Source organism: Burkholderia sp. Bp8991, assembly GCF_003853795.1.
GTDB lineage: Bacteria > Pseudomonadota > Gammaproteobacteria > Burkholderiales > Burkholderiaceae > Burkholderia.
Genome location: NZ_QTQJ01000039.1, coordinates 1 through 23999, shown reverse-complemented (window position 1 = coordinate 23999; position 23999 = coordinate 1). Strand labels below are relative to the sequence as shown.

The window sequence follows — 23999 nt, the reverse complement described above, 5'->3', positions numbered from 1 at the left end:
CGTCCGGCAGGCAACACGAGCCGATCCGTCACCCGTCGTGTTTGAGCGTTCGACCGGATCCTTCGACAGGAGGTGGATTTCAGCGCAAATCAGTTCACCGTCGGCGCCGACCTTTTTTCTCTCGAAGGGCAACGCCGACGTGCATGTGTCCAACCGCTGGCGCTAGCGCGGTTCAGCCGTCAGTTGCCGCAACTGTTCGAGCAGCTTGACGGCAGGACTCGGCAACAAACCGTGCCGACGCCGAAATGCGGTCAACGTGCGCCGCCCGACTACCCCCGGCAATTCGAGCGTATCGAACACCCCCGCCTTGCTCTCCGTCACGTACATCGGTTCGGCCATCCAGCTCAGAAAACCGGATCGGGCGACGAGACTCTTCAGCACGGTGATCGATCGGGTTTCGACCACGACGTTCGGCAAGCCGAGCCCGTTTGCGACGAACACCTGCTGCATGTGCTCGAACGGCGCGGTGCCGCGCGGCGGGATCGCCCACTGCTGATCCAGCGTATCGGCCAGCGTGATCCCGGGCTTTGCCCGCAGCGGGTGATCGAGCGCCGCCACCACGTAGCTGTTGTCCTCCCAGCGACAGTCCTCGATCGCGACGATCTCCTCGGTGTCGGGCATCACCATGCTGAGTGCGAGATCGATTTCGCGCTGCACCAGCGCCTCGGCAAGACGATCCCAGACGCCTTCGATGACGTGAACGCGCAAATTGGGCCACTTCTGCAACACGCCGCTCACGGCGAGCGGCAGCACGAGGCTCGCGATGCTGCCTACCGCTCCGCAGCGAATCGTCCCGCGTGCGAGCCCACGCATCGCGTCGATCTCTTCACGCGCCTGCTCCGCCTCTCGCTGCAACAGAATCGCGTGCGGCAGCAGCGCCTCCCCCACCGCCGTCAGGTGCATGCCGCGCGTATGGCGCTCGAATAAAGGGGCGCCAACCTCGTCTTCGAGCCGGCGGATCGCGCGGCTCAAGGCCGGTTGGGTGACGTGCAAGGTCTCGGCCGCGCGCCCGAGACTACCGGCCGAGGCAATCGTGACGAATGCGTGAAGCTGCTGGAGATTGAAAGTCATGCCTGAAGGTAATGCCTTTTTGTGAAATCGGCAATTTCGGATTCTTCCTGATGTTTCGATAATGCGTTCACCAGAACCGTACTGAACGACAGGAGACTTCAATGGAGCTCAGCCTCCCGCCGCTAGGCGCCCCGGCAGTTTCCGCCGCGCGCGCTTGCGCCCGGTCCGGGTGAGAGCGCATGTCGGTCGCCGTCGCGCTGCACGCGCTGAGTGAAGCCCGTCTCGCCGAGGACATCGGCGTCGAAGAAATCCAGGAGACAAACGATGAAGACAGTGTCGATGCTCATCGACGGTGAGGTAGCGTCGCGCGCGCCCGCCGCCGCCGCCGGCGTCGAGGATGCCGAGGCAGCGGTGGACGCCGCGGCCCGCGCATTCCCGATCTGGTCGGGATTCGGCCCGCTCAAGCCGGGCAGCGGCTTCCGGTGCTTCGGCGGCCGCGCGGGTGTCGCGGAATTCACCGACTTGCGGGGGATTGCCCTGCAGAGCACTCTCCACCACGATCCGTTCTGAGGAGTACGCCATGCAGATCGCCATTCTGGGTGCCGGTGCGATGGGCTCGTTCTTTGGCGGCCGCCTCGCGCTTGCGGGGCATTCGGTCAGCCTGCTCGATATCGACGACGCTCATCTCGCATCGATTCGCAGCCACGGCCTGCGGCTTTCGACCGATTCCGGCGAGCAAATCGTGCGCGATCTCGTCGCACTGAGGCCGGAGGAGGCCGGCAAGCCCGTCGACGTCGTCATCGTCTTCACGAAGACGATGCATACGACCGCCGCACTCGCTGCCGCGAGCGCCGTACTCGGCCCTGACACCGTCATCCTGTCGTTGCAGAACGGCCTGGGGAACGCAGAACGGCTCGCCCGTTCCGTCTCGCCCGACCGGGTCATGGTCGGCGTCACCACGTGGCCCGCCGACAAGTCGGAGCCTGGCGCCGTCAGCTCGCATGGCCAGGGCACGATCCGGCTGATGAACGCGAACGGCACGCATACGAGCGCGCTCGAACAGACCGTGCATGCGTTGAATGACGCCGGCCTCTCGTGCCATGTCGATCCCGACGTCTGGGCCGCGATTTGGGAGAAGGTTGCATTCAACGCCGCCCTCAACAGTCTGTGTGCCGTGACGCAATGCACGGTCGGCGAGTTGACGAATACCCCCGACGGCGAAGAACTGGCGCTGAAGATCGTTTCAGAGGTGATGGCCGTCGCGCGTGCGCTCGGCATTTCGGCAAGTGAAGCGCACGTGGCGTCGAATGTGCGCGATGCGCTCGCCCATCATCGTACGCATCGGCCATCGATGCTGCAGGACGTGCTGGCCGGCCGGCGCACCGAGATCGAAGCGATCAATGGCGCGGTGGTCGAGGCCGCTCGCAAGGCCGGGGTGGAGGTGCCATATACGAACAGCGTGGCCTGCCTCGTCAGGCTCGTCGACGCGCGTACACGTCAGTCGGGCGGCGCGACGGCTCGACACTGAAGCGCGTGGCGGTTGCCGCCGGGCGCTTCGTCGAAGCGTCCGTCAACACATCCACGCAGCTGGCCGCGGTGCGGAGCGTCACGCAAATCGGCGCATCGGCGACGATCACCCGTTCCTCTCGACCTCGTTCCGACCGCACCCTGAACTTCTCGCGGAACGACTCATGCGTCGAGACATGCGCACAGCGCTTGGGCGATCGCATCGAGCGGTGTGCCGGGCCCGAACGTCGCCGCGACGCCCTTCGCCTTCAGATGGCGAATATCCGCGGCCGGAAAGATGCCACCCAACACCACCGGAATCCGGGCGCGATGCAATGCCAGTTCGTCGAGCAGCCCTTCGACGAGCTCGAGGTGGGCGCCCGACAACGACGAAATGCCCACGATATCGGCGCCATGCGCCTGCGCGGCTGCCGCCACGGACGCCGGTTGCTGAAACAGCGGCAGGCGCAGGACGTCGAATCCGGCGTCCTCGAGCGCGGCTGCGACGACGGCCGCACCGCGGTCGTGTCCGTCCTGGCCGAGCTTGGCGATCGCGATGCGCGGCCTGCGTCCCGCGCGTTTTGCCAGGCGGTCGACGCCGAACCGGTGATGCCGGCGAGCGAGCTGACCGACACGGCCGCGTGTACGGGCGGGTTCGGAATGCGCTTCAGCGCGTCGCTGACGACGCTCGGATCGCCGCATTGAATGTGTGCAACACGTCGATCACTTTCGACTATCTGCCGGGCAGCGGTGGGACCTCATGACGCAATCCGTGTGCAATGGTTGCGCGGCACGCGTCAGACGGATCGCGACGGGTCGAGCCGTTCTTTCGCTCCAGGACCGATAGGAAACTTCATCGCGTCGTGGAAGGGATTTTTTCTATCTTTGACTACCACGGCGCGAAGCACCCGACCAGAGCAATGCAAGCAATTGCCGCGAAGGCAGAACCGGCTCGTCAGACGAGCGCAATCCGGGCAAGCGATGCCACGCCACGCCGGGTTCGCGATGATGCTGTTGGTGATAGTTGATGTTGTACGGCCAGATAAAGAAGCGGCCCAGTAACCCGACGCGCCACGAATAAGTCCAGTCATTCCAGCCAGCCGTGACACCCGGCCCGCCGCTGTGCTCTGCAATACTACGGATCTTCTGCACCAGCGCCCCAATTGTCACAAGAGGAACGAACCAAAGCGCCGCAAGCGTCAACAGTTCGCGTACTGTGCATGCATGCAGGAGCGGCACGAGCAGGATGCCCCAAGTCGCTATCGCCGTAAGCAGCGGCAGTGACATGGACGCACCACGCCCGTTCGCACGCCGGTATGCGCGCATGTTTTTCACCATGTTGACCAGGAACAAATCACCGAGCAGTTGCCGGACGAGCGGGAGTGTGTCGAGTGGCTCGAATTTCCATGGCTGCGCGTGGTACAGATAATTCCGCTCTGGATCTTCCGAAGTCCCGACGTGACGATGGTGTGCGAGATGCAGCGGGCGATAAAACTCGATGGGCACGAGTCCCGGTACGCCGATTGCCAAGTTGATCAGAAAGTCGTTCGCGAAACGGCGGCGGGTCAAATGATAGTGTGTCGCGTCGTGATACAGAATGAATAACGCGTGTTGCCGGGTCGCGACAACAACGGCAGCGACGAGGTAGCCTCCCCAATGCCCCACCGATAACGCAACTCGCAGCATAACTGCGATACATAGCCATTCAAGCAACAATGCGGCGGCCGTACGCAGGTCAACGTCGAGACGAATGAGCACGGTCGTCGCACCGCCAACGCCAATACCGAGTGCGAGTCCCGCGAGCATGTCCGCGATCAGATGCTGCCCGGTCGTCAAAACCGTGAGCGCCAGCATTGCGCTCCACGCAGCGTAATAGCGCGCTGCACGGACACGTAGCGCAGCCAATACCACGGTTACAGCCACAGGCAGCGCAACATGCCCGCATGGACTCGCGGCGAGTGGCGCGTCGATCCGATACAGCCACGCGATCCATCCTGTCGCAGCCGGCGACCGGCTCACGGCAGTCGGCCATAGCAGATGACTGACGATGCACAGGCCTGCGGCAAGCGCACCTGCGAAAAACGCGGGCAGCAGCCAATTTCGGCATCGGCCGAACCAGACGATCGACGGCATCACGAGCGCGTAACTCAAATAAAGCGGCACGCTGGCGGACACGCGCGGAATGACCGCATCGTACGGCCCCGGACGCAACAGCGCCACGGGTGCCATCGGCGCGTGTGTGACCCAGAAGTACAGCGCACCCGACACGACGACATAGATTGCGAGCCAGCGCCACGCGTCGAACGCTGACGGTATATAGGAGGCGGAAACAGGAGGTATGGCGCGCATGTGAAAAAAGGAGCGGCTCAATCGCGTATCATGATAAATCGTTTCAGCTCGCATGAATAACGACGCTATGCCGCTTCGAGCCAGTTCCATGACACGTGCGCAGCTGCGCGACGTCGACGTTGCACATATGTACGCGCTCTACTCGACCTGTTACCGGGATACGGAACAGGCACGTTTCGAACACGATCTCGACGACAAGACACATTGCGTCATCATGCGCGATGACACCGGCAAGCTGCGCGGCTTCTCCACATTGAAACTATATGAACAGCAGTGGTGCGACACCACACTGCGCATCCTGTTTTCCGGCGACACGATCGTGGATCCGGCCTGCTGGGGCAGCCAGCAACTCGCGTTTTGCTGGATTCGACTCGCAGGTGAGCTCAAACGCAACTCGCCCGACGTGGCACTATACTGGTTTCTGATCTGCAAAGGGCATCGTACGTACCGCTACTTGCGAGCGTTCGCGCATGACTTCACCCCGCGATTCGACCGACCGACTGAGCCCGTGAATCAGGCACTGCTCGATCATCTGGCAGTTGAGCGCTTCGGGCACGCATACGACGCCGCGTCCGGCGTGCTCAAGTTTCCGGTACCGCAAGGCCGCCTCGCCCCAGCCCTCGCCGAAGTGCCGGACGTGCATCGACGGCTGCCGGATGTCGCCTATTTTCTGGAGCGCAATCCAGAATACGCATGCGGCAACGAGCTCGCCTGCCTGTGTGAACTGACGCCGGAAAACCTGCGCCCGATGGCAAGACGAATCTTCACCGGTGAATGAGCCGATGACGCGGATCCGGCTAGCCACAGCGGTCGACAACGAACGGCTCCTCGCGTTTCAAACACGTTACGCGATGCTAAGCGGGATGCCGCTTCGCTTCGATCGCTCGCCGGATTACTCCGCACTGCATCGGTGTCATTCGAACGACTATCGAACCTGGCTCGCGGAGGACAGCGCCGGGCGCGTCAAAGGAATAGCCAGCATGGTCGTTCGCGACGGCTACATCGCCGGCGAGAAACAGCGCATCGCTTACCTCGGCGACTTGCGCATCGCACCCGATCGCGAACTGGCGCACACGTGGGTCGACTATGTCGTCGATCGCCTCGCTGATCTCGCCCGGCACGAAGATGTGCAGCATACGTACTGCTGCGTCATTCGCGACAACAGGATCGCAACGCAATCGCTATTCAAGACAGGCAAGCGGACCCGGCTCGGATTTCGACATTGGCGCGGCTACAGTAACGTGTCGATCTATGCGCGGCGTATCGCTGCGCGGAGCGCCAGTTCCGTCAGGATCACGAACGCGTCGGCCGCCGACGCCGACGCGCTCCGCGCATTTCTGGACCAGGAGTCGCGTTCCCAACCCTTCGGTTGCGTCTTTACGGCGGACGAATTCGCGCGCCGCCTGAACGTCTGGCCCGACTTTGGAATCGAGCGCTTTCTGGTCGCACGTAACGCGCAGCGGCGTATCGTGGGCTGCGTTGCTCCGTGGGATGCAGGACGTATCAAGCGCATCGTGTTGGAACGTCTGCCGCGCTCGCTCGGTGCGCTGCGTCACGGCTTCAACGCCATCGCGCCGTTGCTCGGACGCCCTCCCATCGCAGCACCCGGCCAGCCGCTTCAGGACATCTACCTGACTCATCTGCATGTGAGCGGACGCAACCCGGACATCGCACAGGCACTGCTCGATGCGGTCTGGCAACGAGAGCGGAGCCGCTATGCGTTGCTGCAGCTTTGCCTGTACGATCACGACCCGCTATGGCCCGCCTTGCACGGCTATCGGTACACCGCACTGCCGATGGATCTATACACGCTATCCACGCCCGGCGCGAGCGCACTTGATCCGGGCGGCACCGAAGCGATCCCGGGATTCGAAATCTATCTCGTCTGACCGCTCGCGACCGCAGCCGCTCGCGTGTCGTTCAGGAGCGCAACGAGTGCAAGCCAGAAACGCCCCGCATCGAAGCCGGCGCCGCCGAGTACAGGCTGGCCATGGTCGAGATGCGGCACGCACACTTGGGGCATGCCGCGAATCGTCTGGTGATCGAGGTAGAACTGTCCGTCATGCGCACAACCGGGACGGTAGCGGTCGAGGCGTGAGTGATGTGCGTCGAACCGGGACGTGCGTTCTATCGACCAGCTCACGACATGCACACAGTGCAGGCCACCGGGCACCGCAGACAACAGATTCGCGATGCCCGCGTCGCGCCCGCTGCCGATATCGCGCGAGCCTGCATGCAGCCAGCGTGTGCGCAGCAATCTCCCGGCGGCTCGACCCAACCATGCGGGATCGATGCGCGCCCCCCGTTGCTCGAGCAGGCCATCGACGATCGCACTCGGGCCGACGGGCGGCTGAACGAGTGCGATACCGTCGCAGCGAGCACGAAGCCCTGAATCCGCATGCAGAGCCGCCAATGCATCGAGCCCGCCCTTGCTATGGGTAAGGACGATAAAACGGCGATCAGCGGGCAAGCGCGCATACAGGTTGCGCACGATATGCGCGCCCTGCTCGGCAACGGCGCGCGACGAGCGGACCGGCACACGAAGGACTGAGTACCGCGCGGCACGCAACGCCCGCGCAGCATGCCCGAAGCAGGCAGGTATCCATTCGGAATAGAGTCCCGCAACCAGCACGATGACGGTGTCCGGGAATGCGTGAGCGCCATGCGCGTGCCAACATTCGATGAAGCGCCCGGTCCAGTCGAGTGCTGCGGGCGCCGGTTCGAACGGCGTCAACGGGTAGTGTTGCCGCCACTCGTCGAAGCCGGACGGCGACCATGCCGGACACCGTGCGCTCATGCCGGCTCCGTTGTCACGCCATCGGCAGCGAGCGCCGCGCGGGCAGCAGCCAGCGTGGCTGGATTCCCGATTCGGGCAGGGTGAAAACGCGGCGAGAACCATGCCAGCCACGCCGGCAGCACGCGGGTAACGATGCCCGGCGCGCCGAACAGCCACCAGCCAAGCTGTGCCCAGCTTCGCCAATTGCCGGCGTCGCGGTCGGCACACGCGAGACGGACGATGAAATAGCCCAGATCGACGACGAAGCATGCCGTAACGCCGAGCATCGCCGCCGTCCGCATGAAATAGCGCTTGATCGCGCCGCCGCCGCAAGCGCGAAATACGTCGAACGCGACGGCCTTGTGTTCGGTTTCCTCTATCGCATGCCACCGCCAGATCGCGGCCATCGACGGGTCGACGCCGTCGAGAATGGCCGGATCGCGCAATAGCAGATCGGCCAGAATGGCCGTGTAGTGCTCGAGACATGCCGTGAAGGTCAATTGAAGCAGCGGCGAAGCGACACGCCGGCATTGTTGCTGCCGTCTCCGCATGAGCGCCTCGAGTGCGTCGACCGGCATGCCCTGGCGAGCCAGGCGCCGGTTATACGCGCGGTGCTCGCGGATGTGAGCGGCTTCCTGGTACAGGAAAGCATCCACTTGCGCGGCGAGCGTGCCGTCGGCCGGCAGCGCGTCGCAGTACTGCCTCACGCTATCGACAAAGAACTTCTCGCCAAGCGGAAACATGATCGAGAACGCGTCGAAAAAGCGCGTCACGCGGCGGTTGTCACGATACCAATAGCGCGGAATGTGGTCGGCGAAGCAAAAACGCGGATTGCGCCGACGGATGTCTGCCGCGTCGTTGCGGCGTTCATGCGTTGAATCGTCGGTTCGTTTGGCGTACATGGTCGTGGCCGATCGTGGCGTAACGCGCAGGGTCAGCGCAGGCGGGCGTATTGTTCGATGATGGCGATCGAAGGTATGCTCTGCGTCGCCGCCACCATCCATGTCCGAATTGTATGTTCGTTGCCAATGCAAGCGCCATAGATAATCGTTCGCGACGGTTCGATCGGCTGAATCTCTGCGTGCTGGCGCTGCAGAGCGTTGCATGGGCCGGCATCCTGACGTGGCTGTCGCATGGTACGAGCCCCTTGCGCTGGGTGTCGCTCGTACCGTTCTGCCTGATCATGCAAGGTGTGTTTTCGATGATGCACGAAACATTCCACGGTTTCGGGCATCGGCGCGGGGAAATCAACTACTTGATGATGTGGTGGGCATCGACGATGTTCGGCGCCGCAGCAACGCTGATCCACGTGAATCATCTCGGTCACCACGTGCGGAATCGAACGCCTGCGGAGCGGGTGGACTTCGTCGAGCCGGACGTTTCGCTGTGGCGCAAGCGAATCGAATACTACGTGGCGATCGTCGGCGGCATTTGGTTGGCGAGTTTCGCGGGCAGCTTCGTCCTGGCCGTGCTTCCGAGTCGCATCCCGCATGGTTGGGCGAAGTACGGACACGACAACACGTATGCGGCTGCGTTCAGGGACTTCGACCAGGCCGACTTTCGACGAATTCGATACGAAACCCTCGCAGCCGTGGCCGCGTGGATTGCACTGGGTGCATTGCTGGACTGGCGCGTGCTCGACATCGCGATTGCCTACCTCGCATTCGCGTTTTCGTGGTCGTCGCTCCAATGGGTGTATCACATGCACACTCCGCTCGACGTTGTCGAGGGCACATACAACATGCGTGCCCCCGCACTGATCCGCTGGGCGTTCCTCAACTTCAACTACAACCTGACGCATCACCGGCATCCGAGCCTGCGCTGGCAGGAGCTTCATGCATGCTCCGACGCAGCGGAGACGCGACCGCTGTGGTACGGTTGGCTGCATGTGTTCGAGGCGCCCCGGCGTTTGCCCAGCGATCCGACACAGCTCGAAAAGACCTATTTCTGACGAGAGGACGCACGTGCGTGCACAGGATGCGTGGGCCACGTTTGGCGCGGCAGCAGAACCCTTCCGTCGCGCGTGGCTCAGCGCGCTCGATGCGCCGGGCGACGCGCAGGCGGCCTATCTGTCACGCTTGCTCGCCGCGAATCGGAACACGACGTTCGGCATTGCCAACGGGTTTGCCGATATCGCAGATCCGGCACAATTTCGCGAGCGCGTGCCGGTGGCCCCCTACGCCGGCATGTCCCGATGGATTGATCGTGCACTCAAGGAGTCCGCTCCGATCCTGACCGCGCAAGCGCCACGCTTCTTCGAGCGCACGAGCGGCGGCAGCGAGCAGCAAAAGCTCATTCCCTATACGCCGGCCTTTCTCGAAGAATTGCAGTTCGCGCTGATCGTCTGGCTCTCCGATCTGCATCGCGCCGTGCCCGGCGTCGCGGCCGGGCGCGCGTACTGGTCGATGTCACCTCCAATGCACGCGCGCGAACGCGCTCCCAACGGCATCATGATCGGATCGGACAGCGATCTCGAATACCTGGCCGACAGCCCGCTCGTCGATCTGCTGCCGACGCTCGTCGCACCATCGCTATCGGGTGACGGTCGGGCGTGGCGCAACGAAACGTTGCGCGCGCTGATCGCCGCTGAAGATCTGGCCTTCATCAGCGTATGGAGCCCGACCTTCCTGACCAGTCTGCTTCGTCCGCTGTTCGACGAAGCCGAACCGCAACGCGGCGATACGCTCACCTTCCTGTTCGATTCGCTGCCGTCGAACCGTACGGCAGCGCTGCGGCGCGCACTCGACGATGGCCACTGCAGCCGGCTGTGGCCGCAGCTCGCGGCAGTGAGTTGCTGGATGGACGGTCCGAGCAAACACTACGCCGCACATGCCCGCACCTTGTTTCCGCAGGCCGCATGGCTTCCGAAAGGCTTGTTTTCCACCGAGGCGGTGGTCAGCCTGCCGTTCGGCGATATGGCCGGCTGTCCCCTCGCCGTCTGCAGCCACTTCCTGGAGTTCCTGCTCGACGATGGAACCGCGATAGGCGTGGAAGAACTGAAGCCGGGCGATACGGTCGAGGTCGTCGTGACGACCGGAGGCGGCCTGTACCGCTATCGGCTCGGCGATCGGGTCCGTGTGACCGGATATGCGGGACGAACGCCATGCGTGGCCTTCGTCGGGCGGGCTGGCACGCAAAGCGATCTGGTCGGTGAAAAGCTGGACGAAGCCTATCTGGCTGCGTCGCTTTCCGAGGTGCTGCAACCGGGCGATGAAGGTTGCGTGATTCCGTGCGCAGACGCGGATCCGCCCCATTACCTGCTGTTGCTTGCAAGCGGTACGCAGGACGTCGCCGCCCTGCGTGATGCGCTGGAACAGGCTCTCGCCCGCGCTTTTCACTACCGACACGCACGCACGGTCGGCCAGCTTGGCCCGTTGCGCGTGGTTCGTATACCCGGGGGTGCCGCCCAGCTGGCGGATCTCGTCCAGCGAGCCCACGAGCGTGCTGGCATCCGGGCTGGCGACGTCAAACCCCGCGCACTGGTGGCCAAGCCCGCCGTGGCGGACGCACTCCGCGCATTCATCGAGGACGCGTGCTCATGTTGAACATATCGATCGCATCAACGTGCCCCCCGTGCGACGAATCCGAGCCGGACGCCGATGGCGAAGCCTTCGGCGCGCTCGTCGAGCAATGGTACGTCGCGGGCACCGAAGCCGAGGTCAAGCGGGACAAACCGTTCGGCACGCGCGTACTCGGCCTCGGCATCGTGCTATTCCGGGCGGCAGACGGCGAGATCGTCGCGCTCGTCGACCAATGCGTGCATCGCGGCACCCGGTTGTCGGCCGGGAATGTCATCGACGGCTGCCTCGTCTGTCCGTATCACGGCTGGCATTACGACCAGCACGGCCGCGTCACCCGAATTCCCAGCATCGACGGCGCAAGCGCCGAATCGACCGGTACGACCTACCCATATCGTCAGCGCAGGTTGCCGGTGCTGACTCGGCACGGCCTCGTCTGGGTCTATCGCGGGCGAGGTGATCCAGCGCTGAAGCGGCCGTTCGACATGCCGCACCACGGCGAACGGCCGTGGCAGTCGTACTACATGGTCAATACGTTCGATGGCGATCTCGGTGCGCTGGTCGAGAACTTCATGGACGTCCCGCATACGGTGTTCGTGCACGACCGGATCTTTCGCTCATCCACTGGGCGGCGACTACGGGCGACCGTCGAACTGAAGCAGCAGAGCGTCGAGGTCACGTATCACGATGATGGCGACAAGATCGGCATGCTGGACTGGCTGACCAATCCGTCCAGGGAACCGCTTCGGCATACCGATCATTTTTATGCACCGAACGTCACACGGTGCGACTATCACTGGGGTAGCCGTTCGAGTTTTCTGATCATCAGCCAGATCACGCCGCTCGACACGCGTCGATCGCGTGTCTATACATACATCGCCTATCGCTTTTCCTTGCCGGCTGCGGTGCTGCGCGCGCTGAAACCGCTGCTGCACCTCTACACGCATTCCGTGATCCAGCAAGACGTGCGAATCATGCGCGCGCACCGCGAGGGACTCGACAACGCCGCAGGCTTCACGCCGTCGAGCGTGCGTGCCGATGTGGTCCACATTGCGATCGGTCGGTTGTTGGCCGCGACGCAGCGTGGCGAGCCGTTGCCCGATGCGCAATGCGGCACGAAGCCGATGGAATTCGTGATCTGAGCGTCACCGGCGCGATCGGGCGAGGCGCCCGGCTCGACCGGCGCACCGCCCACGTGCCCCGTATTTCCGTTAGCCTCCCGTCTGGTCCTGGCTCGCGATCAGGCGTGCTCCGCATGCCAGCAAGTCGCCGTCGCATGCGGCGACTTGCCCGTCGAACCGGGCGTAACCCGACACCGTCGCAATGAAGGTCAGGCCGTGAATCTCGCAAATCGCGGGATCGTGCAAGCGTGCAATCGCGCGCCCGTTGATTCGCGAGTTCGGCGCCCCGGACACAACGCGTCCGCCGTGGCTGTGCACATCGCCTTCGATGATGTATCGCTTTTGACCCATGACGTGTCGATCCGGTCCGTCAGAAATCCCAGCTGAACGTCTGCGGATGCGCTTGCCGCGACGCGGCGTCCGACGGCGTCAGCATGACGATCGTGGCATGCAGCGGATCCCGCAGGTTGATCAGTGCGCTCGTCTTCCCGTCGCCATAACCCATCATCAGCGCCAGCGCGGTCTGGACCCAGATCGAGCTCGTTCCGGTGTCGCCGCCGATACGGCGTTGCATGTCGAATGCGTCTTTCGGATCGTCAATATCGATATGCTGCGGGTTGTCGTGCAGCGACTGCACCAGCAACGCGAGATTGGCGGTCGAAGAGCCGGTGTCGTAGAACATCCGTCCCGGCTGCTCGCCGGGCGCAAGCGTGCCCACTGCCTGCTGCCAGCCGGCGCGGATCTTTTCGATTCGCTCGCCCTTCTTCAACGGCGCCCCGTGCCCGTTGCTCAGATCGACTCGCACCGGCCGATGCAGATTGGCCAGGACCGGCCATTTGTCGTACTCCTTCAGTTGCCACGTCGTCCACGGAATCGGCACCCACGGGTTCGGCTTGAAGCCGTCCGGTATCTTCAGCGACGCGGTCTTCCAGAACTCGGGGAGCTTCGCCTGCCAATAATCCGCCGGCATCTCCTTTTCACCCTTCTTCCAGTAGGCTTTCTGAAGCTGCCAGAAATAATTCCACAGCTTGATCACGTCATATCGGGTCTGGGTGTTGTCGATTGCCTCTGGTGCGTCCACCACATATGGACGAATCAATCGGTCAACGCGATCCTTTCTCGTCACGAGCAACGCAACGTAACTGTCCGGATTCTTTGGTACGAAGTTTCCATCTTTTGTGGACAAACCCAGGTAATCGGCGCCCGGAGTACCCAAATAGGATCGCGTGTTGATTCCATCCTCAACCAGCAACACTACTGCCGGCAAGTCCGGCTCGCGGTCAAAAATATCAAACGCTCTAGAGACTACATCGTCCCCATACGCAGTATGTATTTCATCGAGTCTCGTATAAATTGTATTGCCAATCCCCGCCCCGTTATCCGCACTACTGATGTGGGTTGCCATCCGGCCCGCATCCGGATCACTCTCGTTTCGGGGCGGCCCGGCCACTATCACGGGAATCGGCCAATAATCGACCCATCCACGCAATGTATAGCCGAAAACGTTGTTCTCGCGCTTATGTCCCGCAAAGCTTCGATCACTACTCGACCACGGATATTGTTTGGGATCTTGCAGGAGCAACGTTCCATTGGTTCCTGCCTCGTCCAGCCGCATCAATAGCGCACGCTGGCGAAACCGGTCAACGGCGACGCCAAAGCGTCGTATCTCCAATGTGAACCGTGCGTCCCGAGATCCGTCCCCGGCAACGACAGCTTCATTTACGCTCGAGGGACGAGCGGCAGCGGGCGTGTCTCGAGGCGGCGAGTCTCGACGCAACGAGGCACCATAGGCGATACTGACGCATGCCGCCAACAATAGCGGCGGCAAGATCAACAGCGACAAGCGTCGATACATTGCAATATTCCCTCCCAAAAATCCCTCCCTTCCAACAACAAACTCAAAGACTGCAATCCATAAGAGAGTCAGGATTGCGAGTGCGAGCAGAAATATTCGTGAAGCCGGTGGTCGCGTGACGTTTGTCGTAATCATGGCGCATCAATTTGTCAATGTACCGATCGTGCTTCTTTTGTATCTTCGCTATTTCGATCTTTCCTGGTTTCACTGACCACACCGTCAGGAAAATCCTTGGGCACGATATTTTCTTCCGGGAAAACTCCGCTTTCGTAATAGCTGCAATTGGCTTTTACTATTTCGGACGTTACGGGGTCGAGCTTTTTGCCGAGTTTTCTCTCGGCTTTTACTATATCGCTCTCCGGAAGTCTCCAATCGGCAATTGCCCGCAGGAGTTTTGCCCAGTCCGGATCGTCCAGCGCACGCGCCTGGCCTACCGATACATCGAACGCGGTCGCACAGCGGTGATTTCTACGACCGCTCATGACCGCCGAGTGATATGAGCTTTCTCCCTGATGATTATTCATCAGCCGAACCTTGGCTTCGTTGAGCGTCTCCTGCCGATAGACGACGATGTGCCCGGGCGACGGCGGTACCGTCGACACGACCCGGCCTACCTTGCACTGATCGTCTGGATCCTTGCCCGCATTCAACGACGCCTCGACCTCGGCGGTGGTCGGCAGCGTCCCATCCTCGCTCGTTGGCCATTCGATGGTTTGTGCGGGCAATGGCTGCAACGCACCTTCGCCACTGTTCGTGCTCAAGGCAATTTCCGCTTCGAGCTGGTCAATGGATTGTTTGCCGGGCGCATACTCGCCAGCATTATTTGCCGAAAGAGGCGTTACCTCCGTTCCAGGCAGCACATTGCCTTCCATTTCGGGATCGAACGGTGGCGTCAATGCTTCGCCATTGATATTGCGCTCGGTACCGACGCTTATCTGCGTCGATTTCACCCATGTCGTGAAGCCGCCGGGCAAGCCATGGGATGTTTCACCCTTTTCCCGCATCGTAAAGTTTCCGGGCGGCGTACCAACCTGAACCGGCTTGCCCTGCCGCAGACGCCGGGTAAAGACACGCTGCCGGAAAGCCGCCGACAGCAGATCGATTTTCTCAGGCTTGCTTCCCCGCTGCGCCGCACGCACGTGGATTGAGTCGGGCAAGCCCGAGCAACCCATGCCATTGACGCCGCGCAGACCGACGGTCGCATCCTCCGGGCTGAAGTACATATACACTTTGCCGCGATTGTCGCGCTCGGCGAACACGACGCATTCGTTGCCTTGCAACCCGCTCAGGCGCGTCGCCTGCACGGGATCCCACGTCGGGCCGACGATGCCGAAATTGTCCCGACCTGGCACGTACTTCAATTGATCGAGTGGTGGCGTCGAATATTTGCCGCTCGCCACAAACCCGGCCAGGTTTGCCAGGGTCTTTGCACGCGCGTAAGCCGTCTGCTGCTGGTCCCCGCGTTGCAGCAGCCGATCCATGAACTCCTCGCTCAAGCTGTAGGGCGAGTCGATCAGGACCAACGTGTCGGCAGGACGGTCAGCCGGGCCACATTGGTTGGGAATCAGCCCCTCGACGAGATAGGCCTGGGCGAGCAGCGATATCAGCGTGCCCTGACTGTGCGCAATGATGTTGACCGTCCCGTCCGGGTCGATAAGGCGGATTTGCCGCACCAATGCCGCGAGCCGCCGAGCTGCCAGCAACATGTAGTGCCGATTTTCCGCCTCGCGAAGCGGGTGCGTCGGGTCGCCCTGCATCCGGTCGAGAATTTTCGTCGTCATTCCCCCTTTGAAATTCGAGTCGAACATGTCGGGGATGTTGTTGGTCGCGTTGGCGAAGAATCCGCCGTTGCGCGCGCGGTGCTCATCGAGGCGGTTGCCGAACCGGTCGACGTACTGGCCGTTGACGGTTTCCTTATTGGGGTCCCGGGGCAAATCCTCCTTCCCGACGCGTAACCCCCAATAAAACGGAATCAACGGGCTCCTTGTCTCTTCGCTTTCCTGCCGACGATAGATGGCGTCGTCCATGTTCTTCATCATGTCGGCAACGCTCACCTGGCTCGGGTCGTTCGCCATGCGGCCGTGCGAGTACTCCGCGCCCTTGAAATCGGTGCGACCGAGGCGGTCGTTCAATCCATCGCACAGTCCGCCTTCGACCGTGCCGAAATCCGTTCCAAGGTCATTCACGCCATGGATCAGGATCGTCGTGCACGGGAAGCGATTTTGTACGTCGGTATTGACGAACGCATCCTGCGGCCGGTTGCAATTGAGAATCGCCTGATGTTCGCCGACGATCCGGGGCGACGAGGTTGTGGTATCGGACATGATCGCCTGCCTTAAACGTCGAAAACCTGAATGTGTGCAATGTGCATCGCGTCGCTCGATGCCAGCTCCGTCAACCCGTGTGCATCCGAGATCCCGTTAATGACCTGGCCATTGCGCAGCGTGATCTTGTATGGACGATTCGGCACGGGATGCATACCGTCGTCACCGTCGGTGCCGGGGTACCGCAAGCGGAACTTCTGATCGGCTCCTCCGCGATTGAACGCCGGCGGCGCAACGTGGTCCGTGTTCGGGCCGACGAAATCATGTCCCGCCGTGTGCGCGGTGAACGCACCGTCGGAACCGACCTCGACGCCGCCACCGACTTTCACGTAGCTTCCGTCTTCCGCGACGAGCCGGATCGACTTGCCCGAGATCAACACCTCGTCGCCGACCGACATGATCTGTATCCCCTTCTGAGCAGTCGCCGCAAGCGTGTCCTGTTGCGCCTGCAAGACAACGGGGCCCTCGCCGGCAATCGCACGGACGCCTTCTCCGCGCCCGAACAGGTGGATGCCCTGGCCCGCCGTCGTGATTACGCGCTGACCGCCGGCGAATTGCAGGTTCTGCCGCGCGATCTGATCGATGTTCTCGCCGGCGTAGGTCACGTAAGTCTTCGGGGTGATATTGAGCGCGCCCGCCTTTGCGCCGAATGCCATCAGCGCCTGAGAGTCGTCTGCGTCGGCGTTCGACGCACGATCGTCGCCTGAAGCGTGGCCGCCCGGCGTCCATCCCTTGAAGGCGGTCACGACAGCTTGCTGCCCCGTCGCATCGGTCGCCGTGCCGCCGTGCTGTCCGGCGTAATCTCCCAACGCCTTGAACAGCTCAGCGCATTCGCCGAGCAACTCGACGAGTTCATTGCGGTCAAGCTGTCCGCCGCTCGCCTGCGTACGCGCGTAAGTCGTCAGAAGCATCCCTTGCGCCGCGCGCAACGCAGCTGCCGCGTCCGTGCGCAATTCGGCGCCTTGGCCGCGGTCTGCACCCTGTCCGTTGTCGCGTGGTTGCGTCAGGTAGCCGAGATTCAACTGGCTATGCGCATGCTCCGATGCAAGCTGCGCGCTGATTTGCTGCGGTGTATCGTCGAGACGAAGCTGGTTGTAGCGTTGCCCCTTGATTTCCTTCGTCTTGATACCGGAGAGAAAGCGATTGCCCGGCAGACTGCCCGTATGAGTGAAACTCGCCGGCATGTTCGCGCCGTTTGCCAGCACGCCGATGATGACCAGCCTGTCCGGATCCCCGCCGAGGCTCCCGAGCAGAACTTCGGTGCCCACCCGCGGCAAGAAAGTCTCCCCGAAATTCGGCCCGGCCAGACTGGATGCCACGCGGATCGGTGCGCTGTCGCTCTCGTTGCTGTTCGTTCCGGCACCCTGCGCGTGCGCATGATCGCGGGAATCCTGACCGAGAATCTGCACGAACACGCAGCCATTCTCGTCGCAACTGACCTCCTCGCCCTCGGCCCCGACCACGCGCCCGGTAATCAACGGCGTCGGCGGAAGGTCGGTCTTGGGATCGTAAAGCGGCGTGAGAGGCGTGCCACGCGGCACGCACGAGAACGTATTTTCGTAGCGCGTATCCTGCCCGGACGGGTCGCCATCGCTCAGCGAGCGTGGCTGCTGAAGCGTGTGGCTGGCGGCGAACAGCGTCTGCGCACGCTCGTTCAACCCTTTGGGCAGATTGTTCCAGATCTCGTGGTGCAGTGACGTAATCACGAATTGCTGCTTGTCGGACGGGAGCGTGCCCCACTCGTCCTCTCCGGCGATCGTGATCCATGAGCCGACTGCGAGGTCGCGAATTCCGCTCACGCCGTCGTATCGAACCGCCTGCGCTTCATGAGCCAGAATGCGATCTTCCGTCATCCGTTCGTGGTCTGCCCACGAGTCCGCCATATGCGGGACGTCGATCACGAAGTCCGATAGCAATTTCGCGAGATCGTTACCCGATTCGCCTTGATCGATCCTTGTCGATGCGCTCGACTGGTCCACGCGGGCATATCGGTAGTCCCACGAAGGTCGCCCCGATTCCCCCGAAATCAGTTGCTGGCGCATCGTCAGAGCGGTGATGGTGTCGCGCTGTTCCGTTCCAGCGTCTCGTGGATGGACGCGCACTGTACCTGCGGCGGACTCGCTCAGTTTCTGAGGGTCATCGCAGAACACCAGCGTATGCACGGGAGGATCGCCGTCTTTCGCCTCCCCGCTCACCCGTCCGGCGCGCACGAACAGCGTGATGCCGTCGCGACGTGCAATCCGGGAGATGAAACGGGCATCAGATTCGTTGACCTGGCGTACGAAAGAGCGACTTGGATAGCGGGATCTGTCGAGTTGGGACAGGTCGAACTCGAACGCCTGCGCGAGGGCAACACTACGCTGTCGCCATTCGCTCAGGACGACTCCAAGTACATCGACAACGCTGACGTTACGGAAGATGCGGGAATTGGTGCGCTTTTGCAGCAGGTTCACCGCGTCGGTCACGGTGAACTGGTAAACCGTCAGCTCCCCGTCGGTCCGGCCGATCTGAACGGCGCTGACGATTGCGTTGATGGCATGCAGTTGGCCGCGATCCGTGACGATACCGACTGAGACCGGCGCACCAATGAAAAGCTTCGGAGGCAAATCGCCCTGCTGCGAAATGCAGGTCAGATAGCCGCTGATGCCGGTCATCATGCTTTCGCGGATGCTCGCGTGCTGCAACGCGATCTTCGACGCCAGCGCGTGCTGCGCCTTACCCCAATTCAGCACGACCGGCCGGCGATTCGCATCGATTCCCGATACGAATTTGCGGAACGACTCTCGGATATCCACGACGGTCTCTCAGTTTGATTCGTTATGACCCGCCGGATGTTGCTGTTCTAAATAGCTGGCGGCTGCGCGCGAGTTTACCAAAATGTGACACGGAAATAACAATCGGGGATGCCGACTAACAATTTTTCATGTTATTCGACGAAGAACACTATATTCCGCCGCTCTATCTGGACCGCCGCGCAGTGCTCCGAACGTCGGATGTCTCCCGGGCCCCGCCCAAGGCGCGTACACGCTTCCATCGCTGTGTTCGTCTTGGCTAGACGGGCCGAAGTGAATGCTGATGCTATAAATGTGCATATAGCGTGCAATAAAAAGCAGTCGTGGAATCCGATATCACCGGCAGTTCCAGCGATTTCGCCTAATTCATGGCGTCATTGAGAGGACCGACGAGCATCGCTCCGATCGTCTCGGCGAAGCGATTCGCTCTCGCTTTGCACATCCACATCCATATGCAAACGCTCGCGGGGCTGGCCCATGTACACCGTAACATGATGAGCCGTTTGGCAGGCTCCGAGAGCGTACGGAAGTTCCTTGGAGACGCGCCTCGGATCATTCGGGCAGCAACCGATATTTCCGGCGACGTACAGAGCACGCTCTTCTGGTATCGCAATGCCCCGTTGCCAATCCGCAATGCCACAGCAACGATCTCCCGTCTCGAGACGCTGGGCGCCATTTAGGCGGAACTTCCCGTCAACCTCGAGCGGTAGCTATTGAATTGGGAAATTAATAGTTTTGTTCAAATACTGCAAAAAAGGGCCACCGTTTTTCCAGCCTACATCCCCTCCCATCAACATCCGCCCCCCAATAATCCTCCTTGACACCCTATCTTTCGATATATATCTTTAGATATGTTTTACGACATATAGGACACGATCATGCGACACAACTCCTCCCGCGGCCATGCCCGATGCGACGGTCATGGTGCGCATGCGGGCCCTGACTGGTACACCAGTGTCTGGCAACTGATCGGCCGCCATCGACGCGGCCACGATCCGTTCGGCGGCGGCCCGTTCGGTGGCCGTGGCGGACGCGGCGGCTTTGGCGATTTCGGCGACGACGGCATGCCGCGCGGCCGCCAATTCAGTTCCGACGATCTCCAGCTGCTGCTGCTCGCGCTGGTCGCCGAGCAACCGAGCCACGGTTACGAACTCATCAAGGCGCTCGATACGCGCTCGAACGGCTTCTACAGCCCGAGCCCCGGCATGGTGTATCCGGCGCTCACGTATCTCGACGAAGTCGGCTTCGTCGCGTCGCAGGCGGAAGGCAACCGCAAGCGCTATGCGCTGACCGACGCCGGCCGCGCGCATCTCGATGCACAGCGCGAACGCGTCGACACCTTGTTCGCGCGCCTCACGCACCTCGCACGCAAGATGGAATTCATGCGTCGCGCGTTCGCCGGCGAAGCGGCGGGCAGCGAGGCACCGGACGACACGCAGCCCGGCTGGCTGCCGGAGTTCGTCGAGGCCCGCCTCGCACTGAAGCGGGCGCTGCTCCACAAGAGCGCGGCCGATGCCGACGAACAGCGGCGCATCGCGGCAATCATGCGCCGCGCGACGGCCGAAATCGAAGGCGGCACCGGCGCGTAACCCGCGCCGTCCCGTCAAAACCCAAGGAGTACGGATTGATGCATAACCCCTCCGAACGCGCCGTCACGCGCGTGCGCCATACCCTCAAGTTCCGCCTGCTGCAGGTCGTGCGCGTGCACGCCGTGACGCCGCACCTGCTGCGCGTCACCCTCGGCGGCCCCGACCTCGCGGATTTCGAATCGTCGTCGTTCGACGATCACGTGAAGGTGTTCTTCCCGCCGCCCGGCGCCGAACGCCCCGCGATGCCGACGCTCGGCGCGAACGGCCCCGAGTTTCCCGAAGGCGAACCGAAGCCGGTCGCGCGCGATTTCACGCCGCGCCGTTTCGACCGCGCCGCCTGCGAACTCGATCTGGAATTCGTGCTGAACCATCCGGGCCCCGCATCGCAGTGGGCGGCACAGGCACGCGTCGGCCAATGGCTCGGCATCGGCGGCCCGCGCGGATCGTTCGTGGTCCCGATCGATTTCGACTGGCACCTGCTGATCGGCGACGATACGGCGCTGCCGGCGGTCGCGCGGCGTCTCGAGCAATTGCCGGCCGGCGCACGCACGGCGGTCGTGCTGGAAGTCGCGGATCGCACCGCGCAGATCGCGTTCGATACGCGTGCCGACGTGCATGAAATCTGGCGCTTTCGCGCCGAAGCCGACGCCGCGGACGGCGACCCGCTGCTGAACGCGGTGCGCGAGCTGCCGCTGCCGTCCTCCGGCGACGGTTACGTGTGGGCGGCAGGCGAAGCGCAATCGATGCGCGCGGTGCGTCAGCACCTGACCGGCGAGCGCGGCGTCGACAAGTCGCGCATCCGCGCGGCGGCCTACTGGAAGCGCGGCGCGACGGCCGTGCACGAAACGCTGGAAGACTGACGCGAACGGGTGCCCGCGCACGGGCGGGCTTGGCATCGGCGGGGCGGCTGGTATATATCTATGTCTGCGACGCCGCTGTCGGGCGACAGCCGCCGCAGCCCGCCCAGGAGCGCCCGGTCATGACGAGAGAACGCCACGCTTCGCCTTTCCTTCGCAATCTGAAGATCGCCGGTTATTGCGGCCTGGCGGTCGTCGTGCTCGCGCTGTTCGTCGCGATGTGCGCGATCCTGAAGGAAAGCGCGCTCGAACGTGACGCCGCGCAGCATCCGGGCGAGACGCCCGAACTGCATGAAGCGGGCGGCGGCCCGTCCGCTTCGGCGGAAGCGGCCAAGACGCCCGGTTGACGGCGTCCGGCCCGCACTTCTCCCGCGTAGTTTTCCCGCTCAGGGCGTGCGCTCGCGCCCCATCAGCACCGCGTGCACGACGTCGCCGATCCGTTCGAGCAGCTCGACCACGCGTTGTCCGTACAGGTGCGCGGCCAGCGCGCCGGCCGTGCCGACCAGCACGCCGCCGGCCATGTCGAACGGCCAGTGCACGCCCGCATACACACGCCCCCATGCAATCGCGACGGCCATCGCGGCCATCACGACGCCGGTCAGCCGCGTGGTACCGGCGAGCATCATGCCGACCGCGAGACTCCAGGCAAACGTCATGTGATCGCTTGGAAACGAGCTGTCCGGCGCATGCGGAATCAGTTGCGTGCCGATTCCGGCCATGAACGGCCGCGGCGAAAACCAGAAATGCCCGATCACCTGCGCGAGCGCCAGCGCCACACACGTGCCGACGCCGGCCTCGATCGCCTGGCGGCGCGTCGGGCGTTCGCCGAAGATCCAGGTCAGCAGCAGCATCGCGGGCAGCGCATAGACGAGCCAGTCGGCGGCGAAGATCGCGAGGTGGGCAACGCCGGGGTGCGGCGCGGCGCCGGCATTGAAGGCGGAAAACAGGGTGAGATTGAGGTTCTGCATGAATCCGGTTGCGTGGGATGTCGTGACGGGACCGGCGGTGCCGGTCGGATGCGAACGATGCTAGTGCTCACTCGCTTAAGCAGTGCTTAATGCGCCGGGCGACCGGTGACCAGGACCGAGGCCCGCGCGCGAACGCACTTAGAGCCTGTACTGCAACACAAGTTCACACAATTGTCACATTCCCGCGCGACTGTCTCCCGTAAAAGCTCACCGACTATCCCGTAAAGGCTCACCTTTTTCACATCGTGGCGTCACCGGCCCGTGCGAGTATCGGACCGCTCACGCGCGCCATGCCGTTTGCACCGTTCGTCTCAATATTTGCGTCGCAAATCATTCGAAATCGGCAACAATTAATTCCATATGCGGCATCGCACAACGGCAACGCACAGGCATAGGATTACGAGCTTACGAGCACTCATCCACGAAGCGATCAACAACAAGGAGTCCGCATGAAACCCAGCGATGTCCGATCGAAAGCGTTTGCGATGCCGTTGACCAGCCCGGCCTTTCCGATGGGCCCGTACCGTTTCGTCGATCGTGAGTTTCTGATCATCACGTACCGCACCGATCCGGACCGTCTGCGTGAAATCGTGCCCGAGCCGTTGCAGGTCAAAGAGCCGCTCGTCCATTACGAATTCATTCGCATGGCCGATTCGACCGGCTTCGGCGACTACACGGAAAGCGGCCAGGTGATCCCCGTCGAGTACAACGGCCAGGCCGGCGGCTACACGCTCGCGATGTATCTCGACGATCACCCGCCGATCGCCGGCGGCCGCGAGCTGTGGGGTTTCCCGAAAAAACTTGCGTCGCCCACGCTGCACGTGAACACCGACCACCTCCTGGGCACGCTCGACTACGGCAAGGTGCGCGTCGCGACCGGCACGATGGGCTACAAGCACAAGGAACTCGACATCGACGAGCAGACGAAGCGCCTCGCCGGCCCGAACTTCCTGCTGAAGATCATCCCGCACGTCGACGGCACCGCGCGCGTGTGCGAACTGGTGCGCTACTACATGCAGGACATCAGGATGAAGGGCGCGTGGACGGGCCCCGCGTCGCTCGAACTGGCACCGCACGCGCTCGCGCCGGTGGCCGACCTGCCGGTGCTCGAGATCGTCGAAGCGCGCCACCTCGTCGCGGATTTGACACTCGGCCTCGGCGAAGTCGTCTACGATTACCTGGCTCAGTAACACGTCCGCAGTCCTTTCTCCCTGTCAATCCTTTCACCACGGGAATTCGAAATGAGCAACCTGAATGGCAAGACCGCAGTCGTCACGGGCGCCGCAAGCGGCATCGGCAAGGAAATCGCGCTGGAGCTCGCGAAAGCGGGCGC

22 protein-coding genes are annotated in these 23999 nt (G+C 62.6%); 12 read left to right on the top strand and 10 right to left on the bottom strand.

What is annotated here, in order from left to right; genetic code table 11:
* Window positions 1–162: 162 nt before the first annotated feature.
* Entirely contained in the window at window positions 163–1071 is a 909-nt protein-coding gene (locus tag DIE02_RS30755) for a LysR family transcriptional regulator (protein WP_124489030.1), read from the bottom strand.
* Between the two features lie 264 nt (window positions 1072–1335).
* Between DIE02_RS30755 and DIE02_RS30750 the strand changes: the two genes are divergently transcribed.
* Both DIE02_RS30750 and DIE02_RS30745 read left to right on the top strand, forming a co-directional pair.
* A complete protein-coding gene (locus tag DIE02_RS30750) occupies window positions 1336–1581 on the top strand; it encodes a hypothetical protein (protein ID WP_124530150.1) in 246 nt (81 codons plus the stop codon).
* A gap of 10 nt (window positions 1582–1591) precedes the next feature.
* Entirely contained in the window at window positions 1592–2539 is a 948-nt protein-coding gene (locus DIE02_RS30745; protein ID WP_124530149.1) for a ketopantoate reductase family protein, read from the top strand.
* Between the two features lie 161 nt (window positions 2540–2700).
* Here the strand turns inward: DIE02_RS30745 and DIE02_RS30740 are convergent, their stop codons facing one another.
* Both DIE02_RS30740 and DIE02_RS30735 read right to left on the bottom strand, forming a co-directional pair.
* Entirely contained in the window at window positions 2701–3075 is a 375-nt protein-coding gene (locus tag DIE02_RS30740) for a cobalamin-dependent protein (RefSeq protein ID WP_260434461.1), read from the bottom strand.
* A gap of 321 nt (window positions 3076–3396) precedes the next feature.
* A complete protein-coding gene (locus tag DIE02_RS30735) occupies window positions 3397–4956 on the bottom strand; it encodes a fatty acid desaturase family protein (protein ID WP_260441538.1) in 1560 nt (519 codons plus the stop codon).
* Here DIE02_RS30735 and DIE02_RS30730 point away from each other — a divergent pair.
* Window positions 4955–5644 (top strand): hypothetical protein, encoded by a 690-nt coding sequence (locus tag DIE02_RS30730; RefSeq protein WP_235879180.1) that lies wholly within the window; start codon window positions 4955–4957, stop codon window positions 5642–5644. The genes DIE02_RS30735 and DIE02_RS30730 overlap by 2 nt on opposite strands.
* The gene (locus DIE02_RS30725; protein WP_260426310.1) at window positions 5637–6755 is read left to right on the top strand and encodes a hypothetical protein; all 1119 of its coding nucleotides are present in this window, start codon (window positions 5637–5639) and stop codon (window positions 6753–6755) included. The genes DIE02_RS30730 and DIE02_RS30725 overlap by 8 nt, the downstream gene beginning before the upstream one ends.
* Here the strand turns inward: DIE02_RS30725 and DIE02_RS30720 are convergent.
* A complete protein-coding gene (locus tag DIE02_RS30720; protein WP_124530148.1) occupies window positions 6743–7663 on the bottom strand; it encodes a hypothetical protein in 921 nt (306 codons plus the stop codon). The two genes, DIE02_RS30725 and DIE02_RS30720, sit on opposite strands and share 13 nt — an antisense overlap.
* The gene (locus DIE02_RS30715; protein ID WP_124524083.1) at window positions 7660–8544 is read right to left on the bottom strand and encodes a metal-dependent hydrolase; all 885 of its coding nucleotides are present in this window, start codon (window positions 8542–8544) and stop codon (window positions 7660–7662) included. Before DIE02_RS30715 ends, DIE02_RS30720 begins: the two co-directional genes overlap by 4 nt.
* 113 nt (window positions 8545–8657) lie before the next feature.
* Between DIE02_RS30715 and DIE02_RS30710 the strand changes: the two genes are divergently transcribed.
* The 3 genes from DIE02_RS30710 to DIE02_RS30700 are packed head-to-tail and all read left to right on the top strand — an operon-like array spanning window position 8658 to window position 12302.
* The gene (locus DIE02_RS30710) at window positions 8658–9593 is read left to right on the top strand and encodes a fatty acid desaturase (protein ID WP_044846489.1); all 936 of its coding nucleotides are present in this window, start codon (window positions 8658–8660) and stop codon (window positions 9591–9593) included.
* Window positions 9594–9606: 13 nt separating this feature from the next.
* Window positions 9607–11187 (top strand): GH3 auxin-responsive promoter family protein, encoded by a 1581-nt coding sequence (locus tag DIE02_RS30705; protein ID WP_124524081.1) that lies wholly within the window; start codon window positions 9607–9609, stop codon window positions 11185–11187.
* Window positions 11181–12302, top strand: a complete 1122-nt coding sequence (locus DIE02_RS30700) for an aromatic ring-hydroxylating dioxygenase subunit alpha (RefSeq protein WP_124488989.1) — start codon at window positions 11181–11183, stop codon at window positions 12300–12302. The genes DIE02_RS30705 and DIE02_RS30700 overlap by 7 nt, the downstream gene beginning before the upstream one ends.
* A gap of 69 nt (window positions 12303–12371) precedes the next feature.
* On the opposite strand, the gene DIE02_RS30695 is transcribed toward DIE02_RS30700, so the two are convergent.
* From DIE02_RS30695 to DIE02_RS30680, 4 genes are all read right to left on the bottom strand, one after another.
* On the bottom strand, window positions 12372–12632 hold the full coding sequence (locus DIE02_RS30695) for a PAAR domain-containing protein (RefSeq protein ID WP_124524079.1): 261 nt from the start codon (window positions 12630–12632) through the stop codon (window positions 12372–12374).
* Between the two features lie 19 nt (window positions 12633–12651).
* Window positions 12652–14136 carry a DUF2875 family protein gene (locus DIE02_RS30690; RefSeq protein ID WP_260434459.1) on the bottom strand — a complete coding sequence of 495 codons (1485 nt, stop codon included), beginning with the start codon at window positions 14134–14136 and terminating at the stop codon, window positions 12652–12654.
* Window positions 14137–14285: 149 nt separating this feature from the next.
* A complete protein-coding gene (locus DIE02_RS30685) occupies window positions 14286–16460 on the bottom strand; it encodes a DUF3274 domain-containing protein (protein WP_124488986.1) in 2175 nt (724 codons plus the stop codon).
* 11 nt (window positions 16461–16471) lie between these two features.
* A complete protein-coding gene (locus tag DIE02_RS30680; protein ID WP_124488985.1) occupies window positions 16472–19255 on the bottom strand; it encodes a type VI secretion system Vgr family protein in 2784 nt (927 codons plus the stop codon).
* 875 nt (window positions 19256–20130) lie between these two features.
* On the opposite strand from DIE02_RS30680, the gene DIE02_RS30670 reads away from it, so the two are divergent.
* The 3 genes from DIE02_RS30670 (at window position 20131) to DIE02_RS30660 (ending at window position 22045) form a co-directional block, all read left to right on the top strand.
* Entirely contained in the window at window positions 20131–20841 is a 711-nt protein-coding gene (locus tag DIE02_RS30670; protein ID WP_124530146.1) for a PadR family transcriptional regulator, read from the top strand.
* Window positions 20842–20879: 38 nt separating this feature from the next.
* Window positions 20880–21701 (top strand): siderophore-interacting protein, encoded by an 822-nt coding sequence (locus DIE02_RS30665; protein WP_124530145.1) that lies wholly within the window; start codon window positions 20880–20882, stop codon window positions 21699–21701.
* Between the two features lie 119 nt (window positions 21702–21820).
* On the top strand, window positions 21821–22045 hold the full coding sequence (locus DIE02_RS30660; RefSeq protein WP_124530144.1) for a hypothetical protein: 225 nt from the start codon (window positions 21821–21823) through the stop codon (window positions 22043–22045).
* 39 nt (window positions 22046–22084) lie between these two features.
* Here DIE02_RS30660 and DIE02_RS30655 read toward each other — a convergent pair whose 3' ends face one another.
* The gene (locus tag DIE02_RS30655; RefSeq protein WP_044846507.1) at window positions 22085–22666 is read right to left on the bottom strand and encodes an undecaprenyl-diphosphatase; all 582 of its coding nucleotides are present in this window, start codon (window positions 22664–22666) and stop codon (window positions 22085–22087) included.
* A 449-nt stretch (window positions 22667–23115) separates the two neighbouring features.
* Here DIE02_RS30655 and DIE02_RS30650 point away from each other — a divergent pair, with 449 nt between their 5' ends.
* Both DIE02_RS30650 and DIE02_RS30645 read left to right on the top strand, forming a co-directional pair.
* Window positions 23116–23856 (top strand): acetoacetate decarboxylase, encoded by a 741-nt coding sequence (locus DIE02_RS30650; RefSeq protein WP_044846508.1) that lies wholly within the window; start codon window positions 23116–23118, stop codon window positions 23854–23856.
* A 51-nt stretch (window positions 23857–23907) separates the two neighbouring features.
* Window positions 23908–23999 (top strand): SDR family NAD(P)-dependent oxidoreductase (locus tag DIE02_RS30645; RefSeq protein WP_124488979.1); only part of this gene is annotated, 92 nt, incomplete at its 3' end.